13 protein-coding genes and 2 pseudogenes are annotated in these 14,284 nt (G+C 73.7%); 7 read left to right on the forward strand and 8 right to left on the reverse strand.

What is annotated here, in order from left to right; translation table 11 throughout:
• Positions 1-71: 71 nt before the first annotated feature.
• Complete coding sequence (locus tag E1265_RS39430) at positions 72-230, reverse strand: hypothetical protein (protein ID WP_243741007.1); 159 nt, start codon at positions 228-230, stop codon at positions 72-74.
• On the opposite strand from E1265_RS39430, the pseudogene E1265_RS39435 reads away from it, so the two are divergent.
• Positions 181-555, forward strand: a pseudogene (locus E1265_RS39435) (phosphatase PAP2 family protein); the annotation flags it as partial. The gene E1265_RS39430 and the pseudogene E1265_RS39435 sit on opposite strands and share 50 nt — an antisense overlap.
• 42 nt (positions 556-597) lie before the next feature.
• Here the strand turns inward: E1265_RS39435 and E1265_RS22055 are convergent.
• On the reverse strand, positions 598-1,278 hold the full coding sequence (locus tag E1265_RS22055) for a response regulator transcription factor (protein WP_132932567.1): 681 nt from the start codon (positions 1,276-1,278) through the stop codon (positions 598-600).
• Between the two features lie 7 nt (positions 1,279-1,285).
• Positions 1,286-2,734, reverse strand: a complete 1,449-nt coding sequence (locus E1265_RS22060) for a histidine kinase (protein ID WP_132932569.1) — start codon at positions 2,732-2,734, stop codon at positions 1,286-1,288.
• Positions 2,735-2,847: 113 nt separating this feature from the next.
• Here E1265_RS22060 and E1265_RS22065 point away from each other — a divergent pair, with 113 nt between their 5' ends.
• Positions 2,848-3,648, forward strand: coding sequence for a methyltransferase domain-containing protein (locus tag E1265_RS22065; protein WP_347877232.1), 801 nt, complete (start codon positions 2,848-2,850; stop codon positions 3,646-3,648).
• A gap of 92 nt (positions 3,649-3,740) precedes the next feature.
• On the forward strand, positions 3,741-4,178 hold the full coding sequence (locus tag E1265_RS22070) for a DNA-binding protein (RefSeq protein WP_132932572.1): 438 nt from the start codon (positions 3,741-3,743) through the stop codon (positions 4,176-4,178).
• A gap of 22 nt (positions 4,179-4,200) precedes the next feature.
• On the opposite strand, the pseudogene E1265_RS22075 reads toward E1265_RS22070, so the two are convergent.
• A pseudogene (locus tag E1265_RS22075) lies at positions 4,201-4,558 on the reverse strand (WhiB family transcriptional regulator).
• Between the two features lie 341 nt (positions 4,559-4,899).
• Complete coding sequence (locus tag E1265_RS22080) at positions 4,900-5,868, reverse strand: 2-dehydropantoate 2-reductase N-terminal domain-containing protein (protein ID WP_132932576.1); 969 nt, start codon at positions 5,866-5,868, stop codon at positions 4,900-4,902.
• Positions 5,869-6,012: 144 nt separating this feature from the next.
• On the opposite strand from E1265_RS22080, the gene E1265_RS22085 reads away from it, so the two are divergent.
• The 3 genes from E1265_RS22085 to E1265_RS22095 are packed head-to-tail and all read left to right on the forward strand — an operon-like array spanning position 6,013 to position 9,704.
• Complete coding sequence (locus E1265_RS22085; RefSeq protein ID WP_132932578.1) at positions 6,013-6,717, forward strand: hypothetical protein; 705 nt, start codon at positions 6,013-6,015, stop codon at positions 6,715-6,717.
• 30 nt (positions 6,718-6,747) lie between these two features.
• Positions 6,748-8,187, forward strand: a complete 1,440-nt coding sequence (locus tag E1265_RS22090; protein WP_132932579.1) for a hypothetical protein — start codon at positions 6,748-6,750, stop codon at positions 8,185-8,187.
• Positions 8,184-9,704 (forward strand): ABC transporter substrate-binding protein, encoded by a 1,521-nt coding sequence (locus tag E1265_RS22095; protein WP_132932581.1) that lies wholly within the window; start codon positions 8,184-8,186, stop codon positions 9,702-9,704. The genes E1265_RS22090 and E1265_RS22095 overlap by 4 nt, the downstream gene beginning before the upstream one ends.
• A gap of 70 nt (positions 9,705-9,774) precedes the next feature.
• Here E1265_RS22095 and E1265_RS22100 read toward each other — a convergent pair whose 3' ends face one another.
• The 3 genes from E1265_RS22100 to E1265_RS22110 form a co-directional block, all read right to left on the reverse strand.
• Positions 9,775-10,863, reverse strand: coding sequence for a peptidoglycan-binding protein (locus E1265_RS22100; protein WP_243741006.1), 1,089 nt, complete (start codon positions 10,861-10,863; stop codon positions 9,775-9,777).
• Between the two features lie 138 nt (positions 10,864-11,001).
• Positions 11,002-12,576: an ATP-dependent DNA ligase gene (locus E1265_RS22105; protein WP_132932583.1), complete on the reverse strand. Its 1,575-nt coding sequence runs from the start codon at positions 12,574-12,576 to the stop codon at positions 11,002-11,004.
• 40 nt (positions 12,577-12,616) lie between these two features.
• Positions 12,617-13,351 (reverse strand): sulfite exporter TauE/SafE family protein, encoded by a 735-nt coding sequence (locus E1265_RS22110; protein ID WP_132932585.1) that lies wholly within the window; start codon positions 13,349-13,351, stop codon positions 12,617-12,619.
• A gap of 142 nt (positions 13,352-13,493) precedes the next feature.
• Between E1265_RS22110 and E1265_RS22115 the strand changes: the two genes are divergently transcribed.
• Positions 13,494-14,177, forward strand: a complete 684-nt coding sequence (locus E1265_RS22115; protein WP_165953835.1) for an ElyC/SanA/YdcF family protein — start codon at positions 13,494-13,496, stop codon at positions 14,175-14,177.
• Positions 14,178-14,284: the final 107 nt, after the last annotated feature.

Below are 14,284 nucleotides of genomic sequence, written 5' to 3' on the forward strand. Positions count from 1 at the left end.
GCGTGGCTCTCCCCCGGCGGGTTGGGGGAGGCCGGGGCGGTCGAGGTCACCGATGGGCCTTCGGCCTCCGCCTACCGGGCGGTGACCGGGGCGGTGGCGGACGCGCCGTCGTGGCTCGGCCCGCTGTTCGAGGTGGCCACCGAGGGCACGCTGGTGGTCCTCGGCGTGGTGCTGGTCTGGATGTGGTGGACGGCGGTGCGTCGGAAGGACGGCCGGGGCGTCGCCGGCACCGTGTTGACCGGCCTCGGTACCGTCGCGGCCTACGCGGTGAGCGAGGCGGTGAAGCTGGTGGTGGACGAGGAACGGCCCTGCCGCGCGCTGCGCACCGGGACCGAACTCGTCGCGGAGTGCCCCGGAGCGGGGGACTGGTCGTTCCCGAGCAACCACGCGACCCTGGCCGCCGGGTTGGCGGTCGGCCTCGCGGTGCTGTGGCCCCGCCTCGCCGTGCTCACCCTGCCGCTGGCCGGGGCCGCCGCGCTGCTGCGCGTGCTGGTCGGGGTCCACTACCCGCACGACGTGTTCGCCGGCGTCACGCTCGGCGGCGCCGTGGTGGCGGCCGTGCTGCTCGCGCTCCTGCCGGCTGCCCAGCAGTGGGCGTCACGGCTGGGCAGGCCGCGGCGGCACGATCCCGGCCTCGTGGGCCACGACCGCGGCAGCGGCCCGGTTGTCCACGCCGAGCCGCGCCAGGATGGAGCTCACGTGGGCCTTCACCGTGCCCTCCACCACGTGCAGCCGCCGGGCGATCTGCCCGTTGGACAGGCCGCTCCCGAGCAGGGCCAGTACGTCCCGCTCCCGGGGCGTGAGGGTGGCGACCCGGTCGCGGGCGGCGGAGCGCCGACCGGCCAGGGTGCCCGCGCCGGTCGCGGCGAGGTGCGCGATGACCCGGGCCGCGATCCTCGGTGACAGGTAGGCGGCGCCCTCGGCCACCGCGCGGACCCCGGCGATCAGCTCCTCGGGCTCGCCCGACTTGATCAGGAAGCCCGCCGCCCCCTCGCCGAGCGCCCGAAGGATGTAGTCGTCCTCGCCGAAGGTCGTGAGCATGATGACGCCCGAGGTCGGCACCGCGCCGCGGATCTCCACCGCCGCCTCGATGCCGTCGAGGCCGGGCATGCGGATGTCGAGCACCGCCACCGTGGGGCGGTGGCGCCGGGCGAGCTCCACGGCCTCGTGTCCGTCGCCCGCCTCGGCGACGACCTCGATCTCCGGATCCGTGGCGAGGACGGCGCGCACCCCCGCGCGGATCATCGGCTCGTCGTCGGCGATCAGGACCCGGATCACCGAGCGCTCACGGGGTGACCGTGTCGAGGGACACCAGGGTGTCGCCCCGGAAACAGAGGCGGTAGGCGTCGCCGGAGCGGTTGTCGAACCGGTCGGCCGTGATCGCGTAGTACTCGCACGCTATGCCCTCTCCCGTCGGCTCGGTGGTCAGCGGTCGGTGGTTGGTCTGCCGGTCCGGCAGGAGAGGCTCCACCTCTGCCCGGTCCTGTCCCACCCGCAGGCGGGCGTAGTCGCGCGGGTCGAGGACCGACTGTGACGCCGACAGCGTCTCCCAGCCCATGAGCGCTCCGCTCAGCAGGGCTCCCGTCACCAGGGGCACCAGGATCCCGGCGGCCAGGGCCCGGCCGACGCGGCGCCGGGCGTCGCGGTGCTCCGGCGGCAGCTCGTCACCGCCGGCGGCCGAGGAGATGAGCGGTGGTGGCGGGGACGAGGGGGCGTGCGGGAGCCGCGCGAGGACCGCGTAGCCTCCGGCCCGCTGGCCGTGCTCGAACGAACCGCCGGCCAACCGCACCCGCTCTGCCAGACCAATGAGGCCGTGCCCGCCGCCGGGCCGGGGACGCGGGTGGGCCGCGGCGGGCGGCGGCCCGTTCTCCACGAGGACCCTGGTCTCCGTCCCGGTGTGGGTCAGCTGGACGGTCGTCGACGCGCCTGGCGCGTGCTTCGCCACGTTGGTCAGCGCTTCCCGCACGACCCGGTGCGCCGCCCGCTCGACCACGGGCGGCAGGTCGTCGGCCGGCCCTTCGACGCGCAACTCCACCGGGAGGCCGGCCGCCGAGGCCTGGGCGGTCAGGCCCTCGACGCCGGCTCCTCCCAGCTCTTTCCGCGGTTCCCCGGTGCCCTCGTGCAGGACGCCGATCACCTCGCCGAGGCGCTCCACCGCGGCCGCGGCTCTGGCCCTGATGTCGCCCGCGGCCCTCCGGTGCTGCTCCTCAAGGCCAGGCGCGAGCTTGAGCGCGCCGGCCGACAGGGCTATCAGGCTGAGGTCGTGGCCGAGCACGTCGTGCATGTCCTGGGCGATGCGCGCCCGCTCGCGCAGTCGGGCCTGGTCCGCGATCAGCTGCTGCTCGCGGCGCAGCTGCTCGGCGCGCTCCCAGCCGGCCCGGACCAGCTGCTGGTACTGGCACCAGAACCGACCCGCGAACCAGGGCAGCATCGTGGCGACCACCACCACCGTCAGGAACCGGCCGGCCAGGGGGAGCCAGGCGGGCACGAGGGGCAGCGCCACCACGCCGGCCGCGAGAACCGCGACCAGCACCAGCGCCGTCGGCGCCGTCCGCCCGGGCCGCCGGCCCGCCAGGAACGCGGCGACGGCGGTCGCGACGGCCCACCACGGGTTCACCAGGCTCAGCCCGGCGGTCACCGCCGCGGCCGCCACCAGCGGGATCCCCGGGTCGAGCGCCCGCCGGGAGACGGCGGTCCCGGTCGCCGCCCCACCGTTGATCGTCGTGCTGTCCACGGAAGCGACGGTACGGACATCGGGAGCCGTCCGGTACTGCCGAAAGTCAAGTCCTCGACGGCGGTCGGAAAAGCGTTGGAGGCCGTCGGGCGCCGCTGTTACGGTCGCCGATCGTGAACGACGACTGGCTGACGGTGAACCGCGAGAACTGGGACGACCGGGTGCGGGTGCACGCCGGGAGCGCCTTCTACGACCTGCCGGGCTTCCGGGGCGGCGCCTCGCCGCTCCGCTCGTTCGAACGGGCCGAGTTGGGCGAGGTGGCGGGGAAGCGGCTGCTGCACCTCCAGTGCCACATGGGGCAGGACACCCTGTCCTGGGGCCGGCTCGGGGCCGAGGTCACGGGCCTCGACTTCTCGGTGAAGGCCGTCGAGCAGGCCCGCGCGCTGGCCGCCGACGTCGGCCTCGCCGACCGGGCGCGCTTCGTGGTCTCCGACGTCTACGAGGCGGAAACGGCGCTGGCCGGCGAGCGGTTCGACATCGTCTACACGGGGTTGGGCGCCCTGGTGTGGCTGCCCGACCTGACCCGCTGGGCCGAGATCGTGGCCGGCCTGCTCCGCGAGGGAGGGGTGCTGTACCTGGTGGAGTTCCATCCGGTCACCGACATGCTGGGCGAGGACGGCAGGACGGTCGACCACGACTACTTCGCCGAGGAGCCGCAGCGCGAGGACCACGACCGCAGCTACACGGACGGGCCCGCGCTGGAGAAGACGGTGTCCGTGCAGTTCTTCCATCCCCTGGGGGAGATCGTCAGCGCCCTGACCGGGGCCGGGCTGACGATCGAGTTCCTGCACGAGCACCCGTTCACGCTCTTCCGCCGCTTTCCGGTGCTCGAGGAGCGCGAGCCGGGGATCTTCGGCTTCCCGCCCGGGCATCCCCGGGTGCCGCTGATGTTCTCGGTCCTGGCGCGCCGCTGAGCCACCAGGCCATGGCACAAGCCCGAGTAGTGAACTATTTGTTTGCTTGGTTTCGTTGACAAGCGTTCGTTCCCAGGGGCAGGCTTGGGGGCATGCCCGATCCACTCGCACCCGACCCCTTCACTCCCCCCGACGCCGCCGCGGCGCGCGAACACCGAGGCGCCGCCGCGCTGTTCAGGATCGCCGAGCGGCACGCGGCCACCGAGGCCCAACGCGCCCGTGGCACCAACCCGCACCTGCCGGCCCCGCACGAGGCCGTCCGCCTGGTCGCGTTCCTGCTGAGCGGCGCCGCGCTGCCCGAGGAGGGTGAGCCGGAGGTGGACCAGGCGGACGTCATGGCCGCGCTGACGTTGATGCCCCGGGTGCGGGCCGAGTTGGACGAGCTCGAGGCCGGGCTGCTCGCCATGGCTCGCGGGCGCGGGCTCACCTGGCAGGAGATCGCCTTCGGCCTCGGCCTCGGCACCCCGCAGGCCGCCCGCCAACGGCACGCCCGGCTGAGCGAGCGCGCGCCCGAGGGGGAGAGCGGCTGAGGCGGAGAGCGACCGAGCGGGCTCAGGCGATCCTGGAGGTGGAGGAGCGCACGCTGCGCTTCTCGTACTCGGCCTTGGCGGTCTGCAGCAGCCGCTGCCACGAGGCGACCGTGGGACGCCTGCGCAGCAGGGCGCGGCGCTCGCGCTCGGTCATGCCGCCCCAGACGCCGAACTCCACGCGGTTGTCCAGGCCGTACGCCAGGCACTCGGCCCGCACGGGGCAGCCGCTGCACACCGCCTTGGCCCGGTTCTGCGCGGCGCCCTGTACGAACAGTTCATCCGGATCCGTCTTGCGGCAGACCGCGTGCTTAGTCCAGTCCACAACCCAGCTCATGCCGGTGCCGTTCCTCTCCAAGACGAGGGCTCCCCCACGGCGGCAAGTGGCATATGACCGCTTGCCAGTTGAGGACGTTACGGAAGGCGGGCGGCAACGCAACACCCCCTACAGGCCTAATCTTTGATGGCCCGATCGGACTATGCGGTCCGTGAAGTCACCCGTGTGGGGGATGTTGGACGTACTGGTGAGGAGAACGAGGACTCTCTCTGTGGATACCCAGCAGAACGGGAAACCACCCGTCCGGGCTAAGGCGACTTGACGGTGCCGCCGAGGGTGACATAAGGCGTCGGAACGACGGTACTCCCCGGACGGCCGCGCCGCCCGGGGTACCGCGAAAAACCCGAGGAACCCGGGAAATCAGAGGAAACCGAGGAGTTCGGCCCCTCAGACCAGCGCGGCCAGCTCGGCCGCCGGCAGCGAACCGGGCTCGCGGCCCTCGCGCGCGAAGGCGTTGGCGATCCGCGTCAACGCCTCGTTGACCGGGGTCTCCACCCCGTGCAGGCGGCCCAACAGCACGATCTCGCCGTTGAGATAGTCCGCCTCGATCGACCCGGTGCCGCGCCGCAGGCTCTGCCAGGACGAGCCCCGGCTCTCCGGCGCGCCCGGCACCTCGCGGATGTCCATCCGGTCGCCGCGCAGCGCGAGCTGCTCCTCCTGGCCCGCGTAGGCGATGCCGGCCGCGCGCAGCACCTCGCGGCCCTCGTCCGCCGCCCGCTTGACGAGCTGGCCGAGCACCGGATCCGCGCCGGGCGGCCCCGAGACCGCCTCCACCGAGTTGGCCAGGTTCAGCAGCAGCTTGGCGTACTTCCAGCGCATCACGTCCTCCTGGACCGGGGTCAGGAAGCACGAGCGCTCCAGGTCATCGGAGATCCGCCGCGCCGTGTCGTCCACGCCGCCGGGGAAGCGCCCGATGTGCAGCATCCCGGTCAGCGGTGCGCAGGGCGCGACCACCACGCCCGGCTCCAGGAACCCGGAGGGCAGCCACACGCACACCCCGTACACCCGGGCGAACCGCCGCAGCGCCAGGCGCTCGTTGGCCACGCCGTTCTGCGCGCACAGCAGCGGCAGGTCGCCGGCCACCGGGGCCCAGGCGTCCAACGCGGCCACCGTGTCCTGCGTCTTGACGGCCAGCACCAGCACGTCCTCAGCCGTCGGCCGGTACTCCTCGGGACCGGCCAGCACCGGGAGCCGCAGCGTCAGCGAGTCGTCCGGGGTGAGCAGCCGCAGCCCGCCCTCCCGCAACGCCTCGCCGTGCGCGCCGCGCGCCACCAGCACGACCTCGTGCCCCGCCTGGGCCAACCGCCCGCCTATGCTTCCGCCGACCGCGCCGGCGCCGATGATGATGTAGCGCATGCCCTCATTCTCGCTCCGGCGCTTTCCGGCCCCTTTCTCGGCGTCATTCCCGGCGCCCCTTCCGGTCGTGGATGCGGGAACCATGGAGCCGATGTGTACGTCATGCTCACAACAGTTCTTGTTTCATTGCCCGTGGGGGGAGCGATGGGTGAGCGACTGTACGGCCAGGAGGCGTTGACCGACGGCCTCGTGCCGCGCCTGGTCGGGCTCGAGCGGCTGCGCGACCGCCGGATCGCGCAGGAGTTCCCCGGCGCCCGCCCCGTCGTCGAGGTGTCGGCCGGCCGGGCCGGCGGCAAGACCGTGCTGCTCGACGCCCTGTACGCCGGCTACAACGGCCGGGTGCCGCTGGCCAGGGCCGACCTGGCCGCGTCCGGGTTCGGCGAGAGCGGCCTCTCGGGCCTGCCGGGCGGCGGCTCGGAGCCACCACCGCGCAACGCCTCCCCCGTGACCCAGCTGCTCTACCTGCTCTCCTACAAACTCGGGCTGCGGCCACGGCGGTTCACCCAGGCGCCAGCCTTCCCGCGGCTCGCGCTCGGGCTGCTCGTGGTCACCACCTGGCGGCCGGGCACCGGCGAGGAGACGGAGGTCGCGCCGGCCCAACTCCGCACCGCCGAGGCCCGATTACGCGAGGTCATCCGGGAGGACAGCCCGGACGCCAGGCGACGCAGGGAGTTGCTGCGGCAGTGGTTCGACGCGCTGTCCGCCAACCTGCCCGTCGTGCTGACCGTGCTGCCCGGCATGGACGCCATCGCGCAGGCCACCCTCGCGACCGCCCGCGACCAGCTGCTCGCGGCCCGGCCCGACCGGGGCGCGCTGCGCTGGTGGGGCGCGCGGCTCGGCCGTTTCTAGGGCGACGACCTGCAGCGACTCTTCGCCCTGGTGCGGGACTTCCGCCGGCTCGACGCCAGCCGGCAGAGCGCCGAAGAGCTGCTGGTCGCCGCGCTGCTGCACGACGTCGCCGACCACTACGGCTTCCTGCGCCGCCGCAACCAGACCCCGGCGCCGCTGATCCTGCTCGACAACACGCACACCGCCGACGGCCGGCACTTCGTCCGGGTGCTGCTGCGGGCCTGGGACACCCTGCCGCAGTGGGCCGTGCGCCCGGTGGTCGTGCTCACCAGGCCGGCCATCGACACCGGCGGGCTCGGCATGGCCGACATCGCGGCCCGCACGCCGTGGCTGCCGGCCGAGCGCGGCGCGCCCGAGCGCTGGCTGCTGCCCGTCGAACTGGACGCCGTGCGGTCCGAGGACATCATGCGCATGCTGGGCTCCGCCGACTACCCGCCGCACCTGCCCCGGCTGATCGCCCGGTTCAGCGGCGGCCGGGCGGGCTGCGCCCGGCTGCTCGCGGACGCGGCGGTGGAGCGGCTCAGCTCCGGCGACCCGTGGCAGCCCCGCGGGCTGCTCGCGCTGCCGCCGGCCGGGGACGCGCCCGACCTGCCGGCCACCGTGGGCGAGCAGGTGCTCGACCGGCTGCTGCCCGACCGCCGGCTGCGCGAGGACCTGACGAGGCTGGCCATCGCCCTGGACGACGAGGCGGCCCGCCGGCTGTGGGCGCTGGTCGGCGCGGACGAGCGGCCGGACGCCGATCCGCGCCACCCGACGAGCGGCCGGCTGCGCGCCGTTCGCGGAGAGCTGGACGGCGCGCACTGGCGCCGTGAGCCCTGGCAGTGGCCGGCCGGGCAGGACCAGCCGGGCGGCCCGGGGCGCGGAAACGTTCCGCTGGTCGGCGACCGCGCCCTGCGCGCCCTGCTGCTGTGCCGGCTGGCCGCCACCGCCGACGAGGAGCACTGGGCCCGGCTCCACCGGCGGCTGCGCTCCGGATACAACCGCGACGACCTGCCCCCGCGGGCGGTCAGGCACAGCGTCCCCTATCTGCACCACACCCTCGCCCTCGGCGAACTCGACGCCGTGGAGCGCGCCCTGCACCACCAGTTCGCCAGCACCGCGCCCGAGGCGTGGCTGGCCGCCGTCAACGTCGTCTGCGCCGCCCCGCACCCGCCGGCCGGCCCGCGCGGCGTGACCGGGCGGAGCGACGACTGCCCGGTCTGCGCGGCGCGCGGCCCGGGCGACGAGGACCCGCTGCCGGCCCACCGGGCGATCAGCCGGCTGGTGCACGCGGTCTGGCGGCTCTCCGACCCGCTGACGTCGGCCGGCACCGACGACGACATCGACCGCGTGGAGTCCGCGCTGCTCACCCTCTACGAGCACAACGACGAACGGGACGTCCTGCTGGCCGCCTGGCGCGAGTGGCCCGCCCGGCTGCGGGACGGCGCCCAGGCACCGGATCTGCCGATACCGAGGGGGTACCGACCATGAGATTACGCGGCTGGGGTCCGCTCACCCGGGCCCTGGCGGGCGCGCTCGCGCTGGCCCTGCTCGCCCTCGCCGGCTGGGTCGGCTACGAGCGCTTCTGGCCCGACGCGTCCTGCGGCCGAGGCGTCAGCGAGCGCGGTCCGGACGAGGAGTGCGTCGGCGTCACCGACGGCGAGGTCGTCTTCCACCCGGACCTCGACGAGGTCTCGGCCCGGATCAAGGAGGAGAACGACCGGGTCACCGGCTCGGACGTGCCCTATGTGACGGTCGCCTTCATCCTCCCGATGACCTCGGACGACGAGGTCGAGCGGCGACAGACCCTGCACGAGGTGCAGGGGGCCTACCTCGCCCAGTACCGCGCCAACCACCGGGCCCAGCAGACCAGGCCGCCGATCCGCCTGGTGCTGGCCAACCCGGGCCGCAACAGCGCCCAGTGGCGGCCGGTCGCCGAGGAACTGCGCCGGATGGCGGACTCCCCGGAGGACAACCTGCGCGCCGTCGTCGGCTTCGACGTCAGCACCCGCACCACCGCCGAGGCCATCTCCTACCTCACCAACGAGGCCGGCATCCCCATGGTGGCCGGACCGCTCACCGCCGACGACCTCGGCAACTCCGAGGACCACATCCGCTACCCGGGGCTCGCCAGGGTGGTGCCGGACAACAGCGACCAGGCCGCCGCGCTCGCGTCCCTCTACTCGGACATCGACCCGGCCCGCACCCTGCTGGTCGAGGACCTGCGCGCGGACGACAACTACATCGCCTCGCTGCGCGACGTCTTCGGGCGGGTGACCCGGGACGCGCCCAACGCACCCGAGCAGTTCGTCTCACCGCCCGACCTCACCGAGGAGGGCAACCTCCCCAACGACTTCGAGCGGATGGTCGCCACCATCTGCACCTCCGAGGCCGAGGTGATCTACTTCGCCGGCCGCAACGTCCAACTCCGCCTCTTCGTCAACGCGCTGGGCGCCCGCGGCTGCACCGAGAAGGACTACACGGTGATCACCATCTCGGGCGCCTCGACGCTGCGCACGGACCCCGAGTTCGAGTGGGACGCCCTGGAGAACGACGTGACCGTTCGCTACGCCACCATCGCCCACCCCGACGCCTGGACCGGCCGCGACGCTCCGGCCGACGGCGGCTCGCGCGAAGCCCTCGACGAACTGCTCGACCTGATGGCCGAGACCGGGCAGGGCGACGCGGAACAGCTCACCGACGGGCGCGCCATCACCATGTACGACGCGACCCTGACCGCGATCACCGGGATCCGCAACTCCACCGGCGGCGAGGTGTCCGTCCCGGCCCTGGAGGACGTGGCCAACTCCTGGCTGCGGATGCACGGCGGCGGGAGGGTCGAGGGCGTCTCCGGCTGGATCTGCCTGACCAACCACGGCGACCCCCACAACAAGGCGGTCGCCGTGGTCGAACTCGACCCGGACACCGAGGACATCCGCTTCGTCGGGCTCGCCTGGCCACAGGGTGCCCCGCCGGAGCCGGACTGCCCGCTCCCCAACCCGGACTGACCCGGCCACCGGCCGGTGCCGGGGCTTTCCGCCCGCCGCGCGGGCGGAAAGCACGGCGCCACGAGCACGGTCACCAGTAGACGACGACCCGGTCGCCCTCGTTGACCTCGTCGAAGAGCTGGGCTATCGCGGCCTCGTCCCGGACGTTGACGCAGCCGTGGGAGGCGCCGTTGTAGCCGTTGGCCGCGAAGTCCTGCGAGTAGTGCACGGCCTGGCCGCCGTCGAAGAACATCGCGTAGGGCATGGGCGAGTCGTAGAGCGTGGAGTGGTGGTTGCGCGACTTCCAGTAGACCTCGAACTCGCCCTCCCTGGTGGGCGTCTCCTCGGCGCCGAAGCGCACGTCCACCGTCATCCGCACCTCGCCGTCGATCACCCAGGACAGCGTCTGCGAGGTCTTGGAGATGCACAGCACGCGGCCCGTCAGGCAGCGCTCGTCCAACTCCTGCGCCGGCTCGACCTCGGGGATCTCGACGGGTGGGAACATCTCCTCCTGGCTCGGCGCCCGGGTCTGGCTCGTCAGCGCCTCCCAGGTCGGCTCGAAGACCGTGCCCGTGGCCTCGATGCCGGCCGCCTCCTGGAACGCCAGGACCGCGGCCGTGGTGACGTCCCCGTAGTAGCCGGTGGGGTTCTCCTCGAAGTGGCCCAACTGCTTGAGCCTGGCCTGGAGCTCGCGCACCTGGTCCGAGTTGTCCCCGTAACCGAGTATCTGCTGGGGCGGGTACAGCTCCTCCTGGCTCGGCGCGCCCGTCTCCTCGGTGAGCGCCGCCCAGGTGCTCGCGAACACCGTGCCCGAGACCTCGAGGCCGGTGGCCCGCTGGTACTCGGAGACGGCGCCCAGCGTGACGTCCCCGTAGTAGCCGGTCGGCTGGGCGAGGAAGTGGCCGAGCGCGGCCAACCTGGCCTGGAGCTCGCGCACCTGCTCCGACTCGTCGCCGAAGTCGAGCACGACCTCCTCGGTGTCCTCCTCGGGCGACTCGTCGCCGGCCCCCGACTCCGCGTCCTCGCGCGGCGACTCGTCGTCGCCCGGCGTCGAACTCGACGCCTCGCCTGAACCGGAGCCCTCGGCACCCTGCGCCGAACAGCCGGTGAGCAGCAGCGCCGCCACGGCGGCGGCGGCCGCCGCCGGAGCGGCCATCCTGCGGAAGAGCGCGGTGCGCATCAACATCCCCCTTGGAGCTATCGGACCCTAAAGGACCTCACTGATAAAGATGCGCCTACCCGGCGGAATGTTGCACCTGTCGCATAACGAAGGGGCCACGATCGGCGCGCGGCCGTCGCGCGCGGTCGCGCCCGGGCGTCAGCCCGCTGCGCGTCCGGGCAGCAGCGCGAGCACCGAGTCAACCGAGGCCACGGCCTCGGGGTCGGCGGCCCGCTTGTCCTCCCGGTAGCGCACCAGCCGGGCGAACCGCAGTGTCACACCCGCCGGGTAGCGTGTGGAACGCTGCACCCCGTCAAACGCCACCTCCACCACCAGTTCGGGCCGCACCCGCACCACCCAGCCGCCGTCCCGCCCGCCGCCGTCCCGCCCGCCGTCGTCCTCGGCCAGCGCCAGCAGCCGCTCGGTCTGCCAGGCGAGCATGGCGTCGGTCAGCCCCTTGAAGGTCTTGCCCAGCATCACGAAGGAGGTGCCGTCCGCCGACCGCGCGCCCAGATGGAGGTTGGACAGCCGGCCGGCGCGCCGGCCGTGCCCCCACTCGGCGGCGAGCACCACCAGATCCAGGGTGTGTACCGGCTTCACCTTGAGCCAGGCCGCGCCGCGCCGCCCCGCGCTGTACGGGGCGTCGAGCGCCTTCACCAACACCCCCTCGTGGCCGCGCGCCAGCACCGCGTCGGCGAACTCGTGGGCGGCGCGCCGCGCCTCGCCGGACGCCGGTTCCGGCACCGGCAGCCGGCGCACCCGGCGCGGCTCGGGCGCCACCCTGGCCAACTCGGCGTGCCGGCGCTCGGTGGAGAGGCCGAGCAGGTCCCGGCCGTCCACGGTCAGCAGGTCGAAGAAGACGGGGGAGAGCGGCAGCGAGCCGGTCAGCGAGCCGACCCGGCCCGAGACGTCCTGGAACGGGTGCGGCCGCCCTTCCCGGTCGAAGGCGATCACCTCGCCGTCGAGCACCGCGCTGCGTACGTCGAGTTCGAGGGCCGCCGCGCGCACTTCGGGCAGCCGGGCGGTGATCTCGTCCAGCGTCCTGGTGAAGATCCGCACCGCGTCGCCCTCGCGGTGCACCTGCACCCGGATGCCGTCGAGCTTCTCCTCGACCACGCAGGGGCCGAGCCTGTCGAGCGCCTCGTCCAGGTCCGCGGCGCTCCGCGCCAGCATGGGCAGCACCGGCCGGCCCACGGTCAGCCGAAACTCGGCGAGCGCGTCCTGACCGCGCGCCAGCAGCGCCTCGGCCACCGCGCCAAGCGAGCCGCCGAGCATCACGGCCCGCCGCACCTCGTCGGGCGCCGCGCCCACGGCCGCCGCGAGGCCCTCGACGGCGAGCGCGTCCAGCGCGCCCTGCCGGAGCTCGCCGCTGATCAGCCGGGTCAGGAAGTCCTGCTCCTCCTCGGTGGCGGCGGCGAGCAACTCGCCGAGCAGCTCCCCGCGCCGGCCGGTGGCGCCGGCGCCTGAGGCGGCGGCGATCCGGGCCAGCGCCGCGTCGGTGTCGGCCACCGTGAGCCTGGGCTCGGGCGCCGGCGGCGGCCGTTCGCCGGACAGCGCCCGCCAGCCCACGCCGAGCCGCCGCTGCGGCAGCCGCCCGGCCAGGTAGGTGACGACGACCGGGGCCTGGGCCGGCTCGGCCACGCCGAGCAGCCCGGCGAGCGCGGCGACCTTGGCCGACCGCGACCTGGTGGCCGCGACCTGCCGTGAGGTCCGCGCGACGTCGGCGAGCAGCATGCTCCTCATCGTCGCCCCGGCGGTCCGGGCGCGCACCCTTTCAGCGCAGCAGGTTGAGGCTGGCCACCACGGTGAACAGCAGCACCAGGCGCTCGAACCTGGCCTGGTCGATCCGGCTGATCAGCCACCGACCGGCGAGCGCGCCGAGCAGCACGCCGCCGACCAGCGCCGCGTTCAGCAGCAGCGACTCCCCGTCGATCAGGCCGAGGCCGGCGCTGAACGGCACCTTGAAGAGGTTGACGATGAAGAAGAACCAGGCGGCGGTGCCGAGGAACGCCAGCTTGGGGAAGCCGGCCGACAGCAGGTAGAGCGCCATCACGGCGCCGCCGGCGTTGGCCACCATCGTGGTGAACCCGGCGAGCAGCCCGAAGACCGGCGCGCGCCACCGGCCCGGGCCGGTGCCGGCCTCCGCCCGCCGCTGCCGCCACAGGTGCAGCGCGATGACCGCGAGCAGCGTCGCGCCGATCGTCCGGCGCATCACGGTGTCGTCCACCACGGCGATGAAGCCGACGCCGAGCAGCACCCCGACCGCCACGGAGGGGAAGAGCCGCAGCAGCGCCGACCAGTCCACGTGCCTGCGGTAGGCGCGCACGGCCAGCATGTCGCCGAAGATGAGCAGCGGCAGCAGCGCCCCGCTCGACTCGCGGGCCGGCAGCACGGCGGCGAACACCGCGACGCTGATGGAGCCGATGCCGCCTATCGAGGTCTTGGCCAGGCCCACCAGGACCGCCGCGACGCCGAGCAGCGCCCAGTCGACCCCGCTCAGCCCGCTCATCACATCCGGAGACTCTATTCGCTCGAACGAGATTCACTCGAACGGGGTGGATGGGGAACTTGTCCGGCGTTCGGTACGTGGTTCCAGCGTGACCAGGTTTCGGCTACCCAGGTTTCGGCTATCCAGCGTGGCGCGGCCCCGGATGCCGCGCACGGTGCGCGGCAAGCGCACGGCGGTACAGCTCGTGATGGCCGCGGTGGTGCTGGCGCTGCTGCCCGCCACCTGGGTGCACGCCTCCACCCACGACCGGGTCACGTCGGTGGCCGACGCGCCGTCCGCGCCGGTCGCCGTGGTCTTCGGCGCCGGGCTCAGGGCCAGCGGGGAGCCATCGGCCTGGCTGGCGCACCGCCTGGACGCGGCGGCCGAGCTCTTCCACTCGGGCCGGGTGCGGGCGCTGCTGGTCACCGGGGACAACAGCACCGAGGAGTACAACGAGCCGGACGCCATGCGGGAGTACCTGATGGGCCTCGGCGTGCCGGCCGAGCGGATCGTCGCCGACTACGCCGGCTTCAACACGTGGAACTCGTGTGCCCGTGCGGCCGACGTGTTCGGCGTCACCCGGGCGCTGCTGGTCTCGCAGGAGTTCCACATACCCAGGGCGCTCGCGCTGTGCCGCGCCGCCGGTATCGACGCGTACGGCGTGGGCGTGTCCGAGCACCTCAGCGGCCTGCGGGTGTTCAGCTCGCTGCGGGAAATCGCGGGATCCATCCCGGCCGTCTGGGACGCGGCCTTCACCCCCGAGCCGCGCTTCGCTGGGCCGCGTGAGACCAGCCTCCAGGAGATTCTGGCGACCGTGGGAGGAGAAGATGATATGAGTGGGAGTTAACCTGCTGGTCGCCTGACGGCGAGGTGGTGTTCCGCCCGGGGGACTAGACAGTCACGATCGTCCCTGGCCCCGAGACGCGCGAACGGAATCATGCCCCCCTCCACCCC

It is taken from the genome of Streptomyces sp. 8K308, from assembly GCF_004348315.1.
GTDB lineage: Bacteria > Actinomycetota > Actinomycetes > Streptomycetales > Streptomycetaceae > Streptomyces.

Bases quoted from the DNA above. Each gene is read 5' to 3' on its own strand.
- E1265_RS22070 (WP_132932572.1), top strand. From the start codon at position 3,741: ATGCCCGATCCACTCGCACCCGACCCCTTCACTCCCCCCGACGCCGCC.
- E1265_RS22105 (WP_132932583.1), bottom strand. From the start codon at position 12,576: ATGCTGCTCGCCGACGTCGCGCGGACCTCACGGCAGGTCGCGGCCACC.
- E1265_RS22110 (WP_132932585.1), bottom strand. From the start codon at position 13,351: ATGAGCGGGCTGAGCGGGGTCGACTGGGCGCTGCTCGGCGTCGCGGCG.
- E1265_RS22115 (WP_165953835.1), top strand. From the start codon at position 13,494: ATGCCGCGCACGGTGCGCGGCAAGCGCACGGCGGTACAGCTCGTGATG.
- E1265_RS22080 (WP_132932576.1), bottom strand. From the start codon at position 5,868: ATGCGCTACATCATCATCGGCGCCGGCGCGGTCGGCGGAAGCATAGGC.
- E1265_RS22095 (WP_132932581.1), top strand. From the start codon at position 8,184: ATGAGATTACGCGGCTGGGGTCCGCTCACCCGGGCCCTGGCGGGCGCG.
- E1265_RS22100 (WP_243741006.1), bottom strand. From the start codon at position 10,863: ATGCGCACCGCGCTCTTCCGCAGGATGGCCGCTCCGGCGGCGGCCGCC.
- E1265_RS22085 (WP_132932578.1), top strand. From the start codon at position 6,013: ATGGGTGAGCGACTGTACGGCCAGGAGGCGTTGACCGACGGCCTCGTG.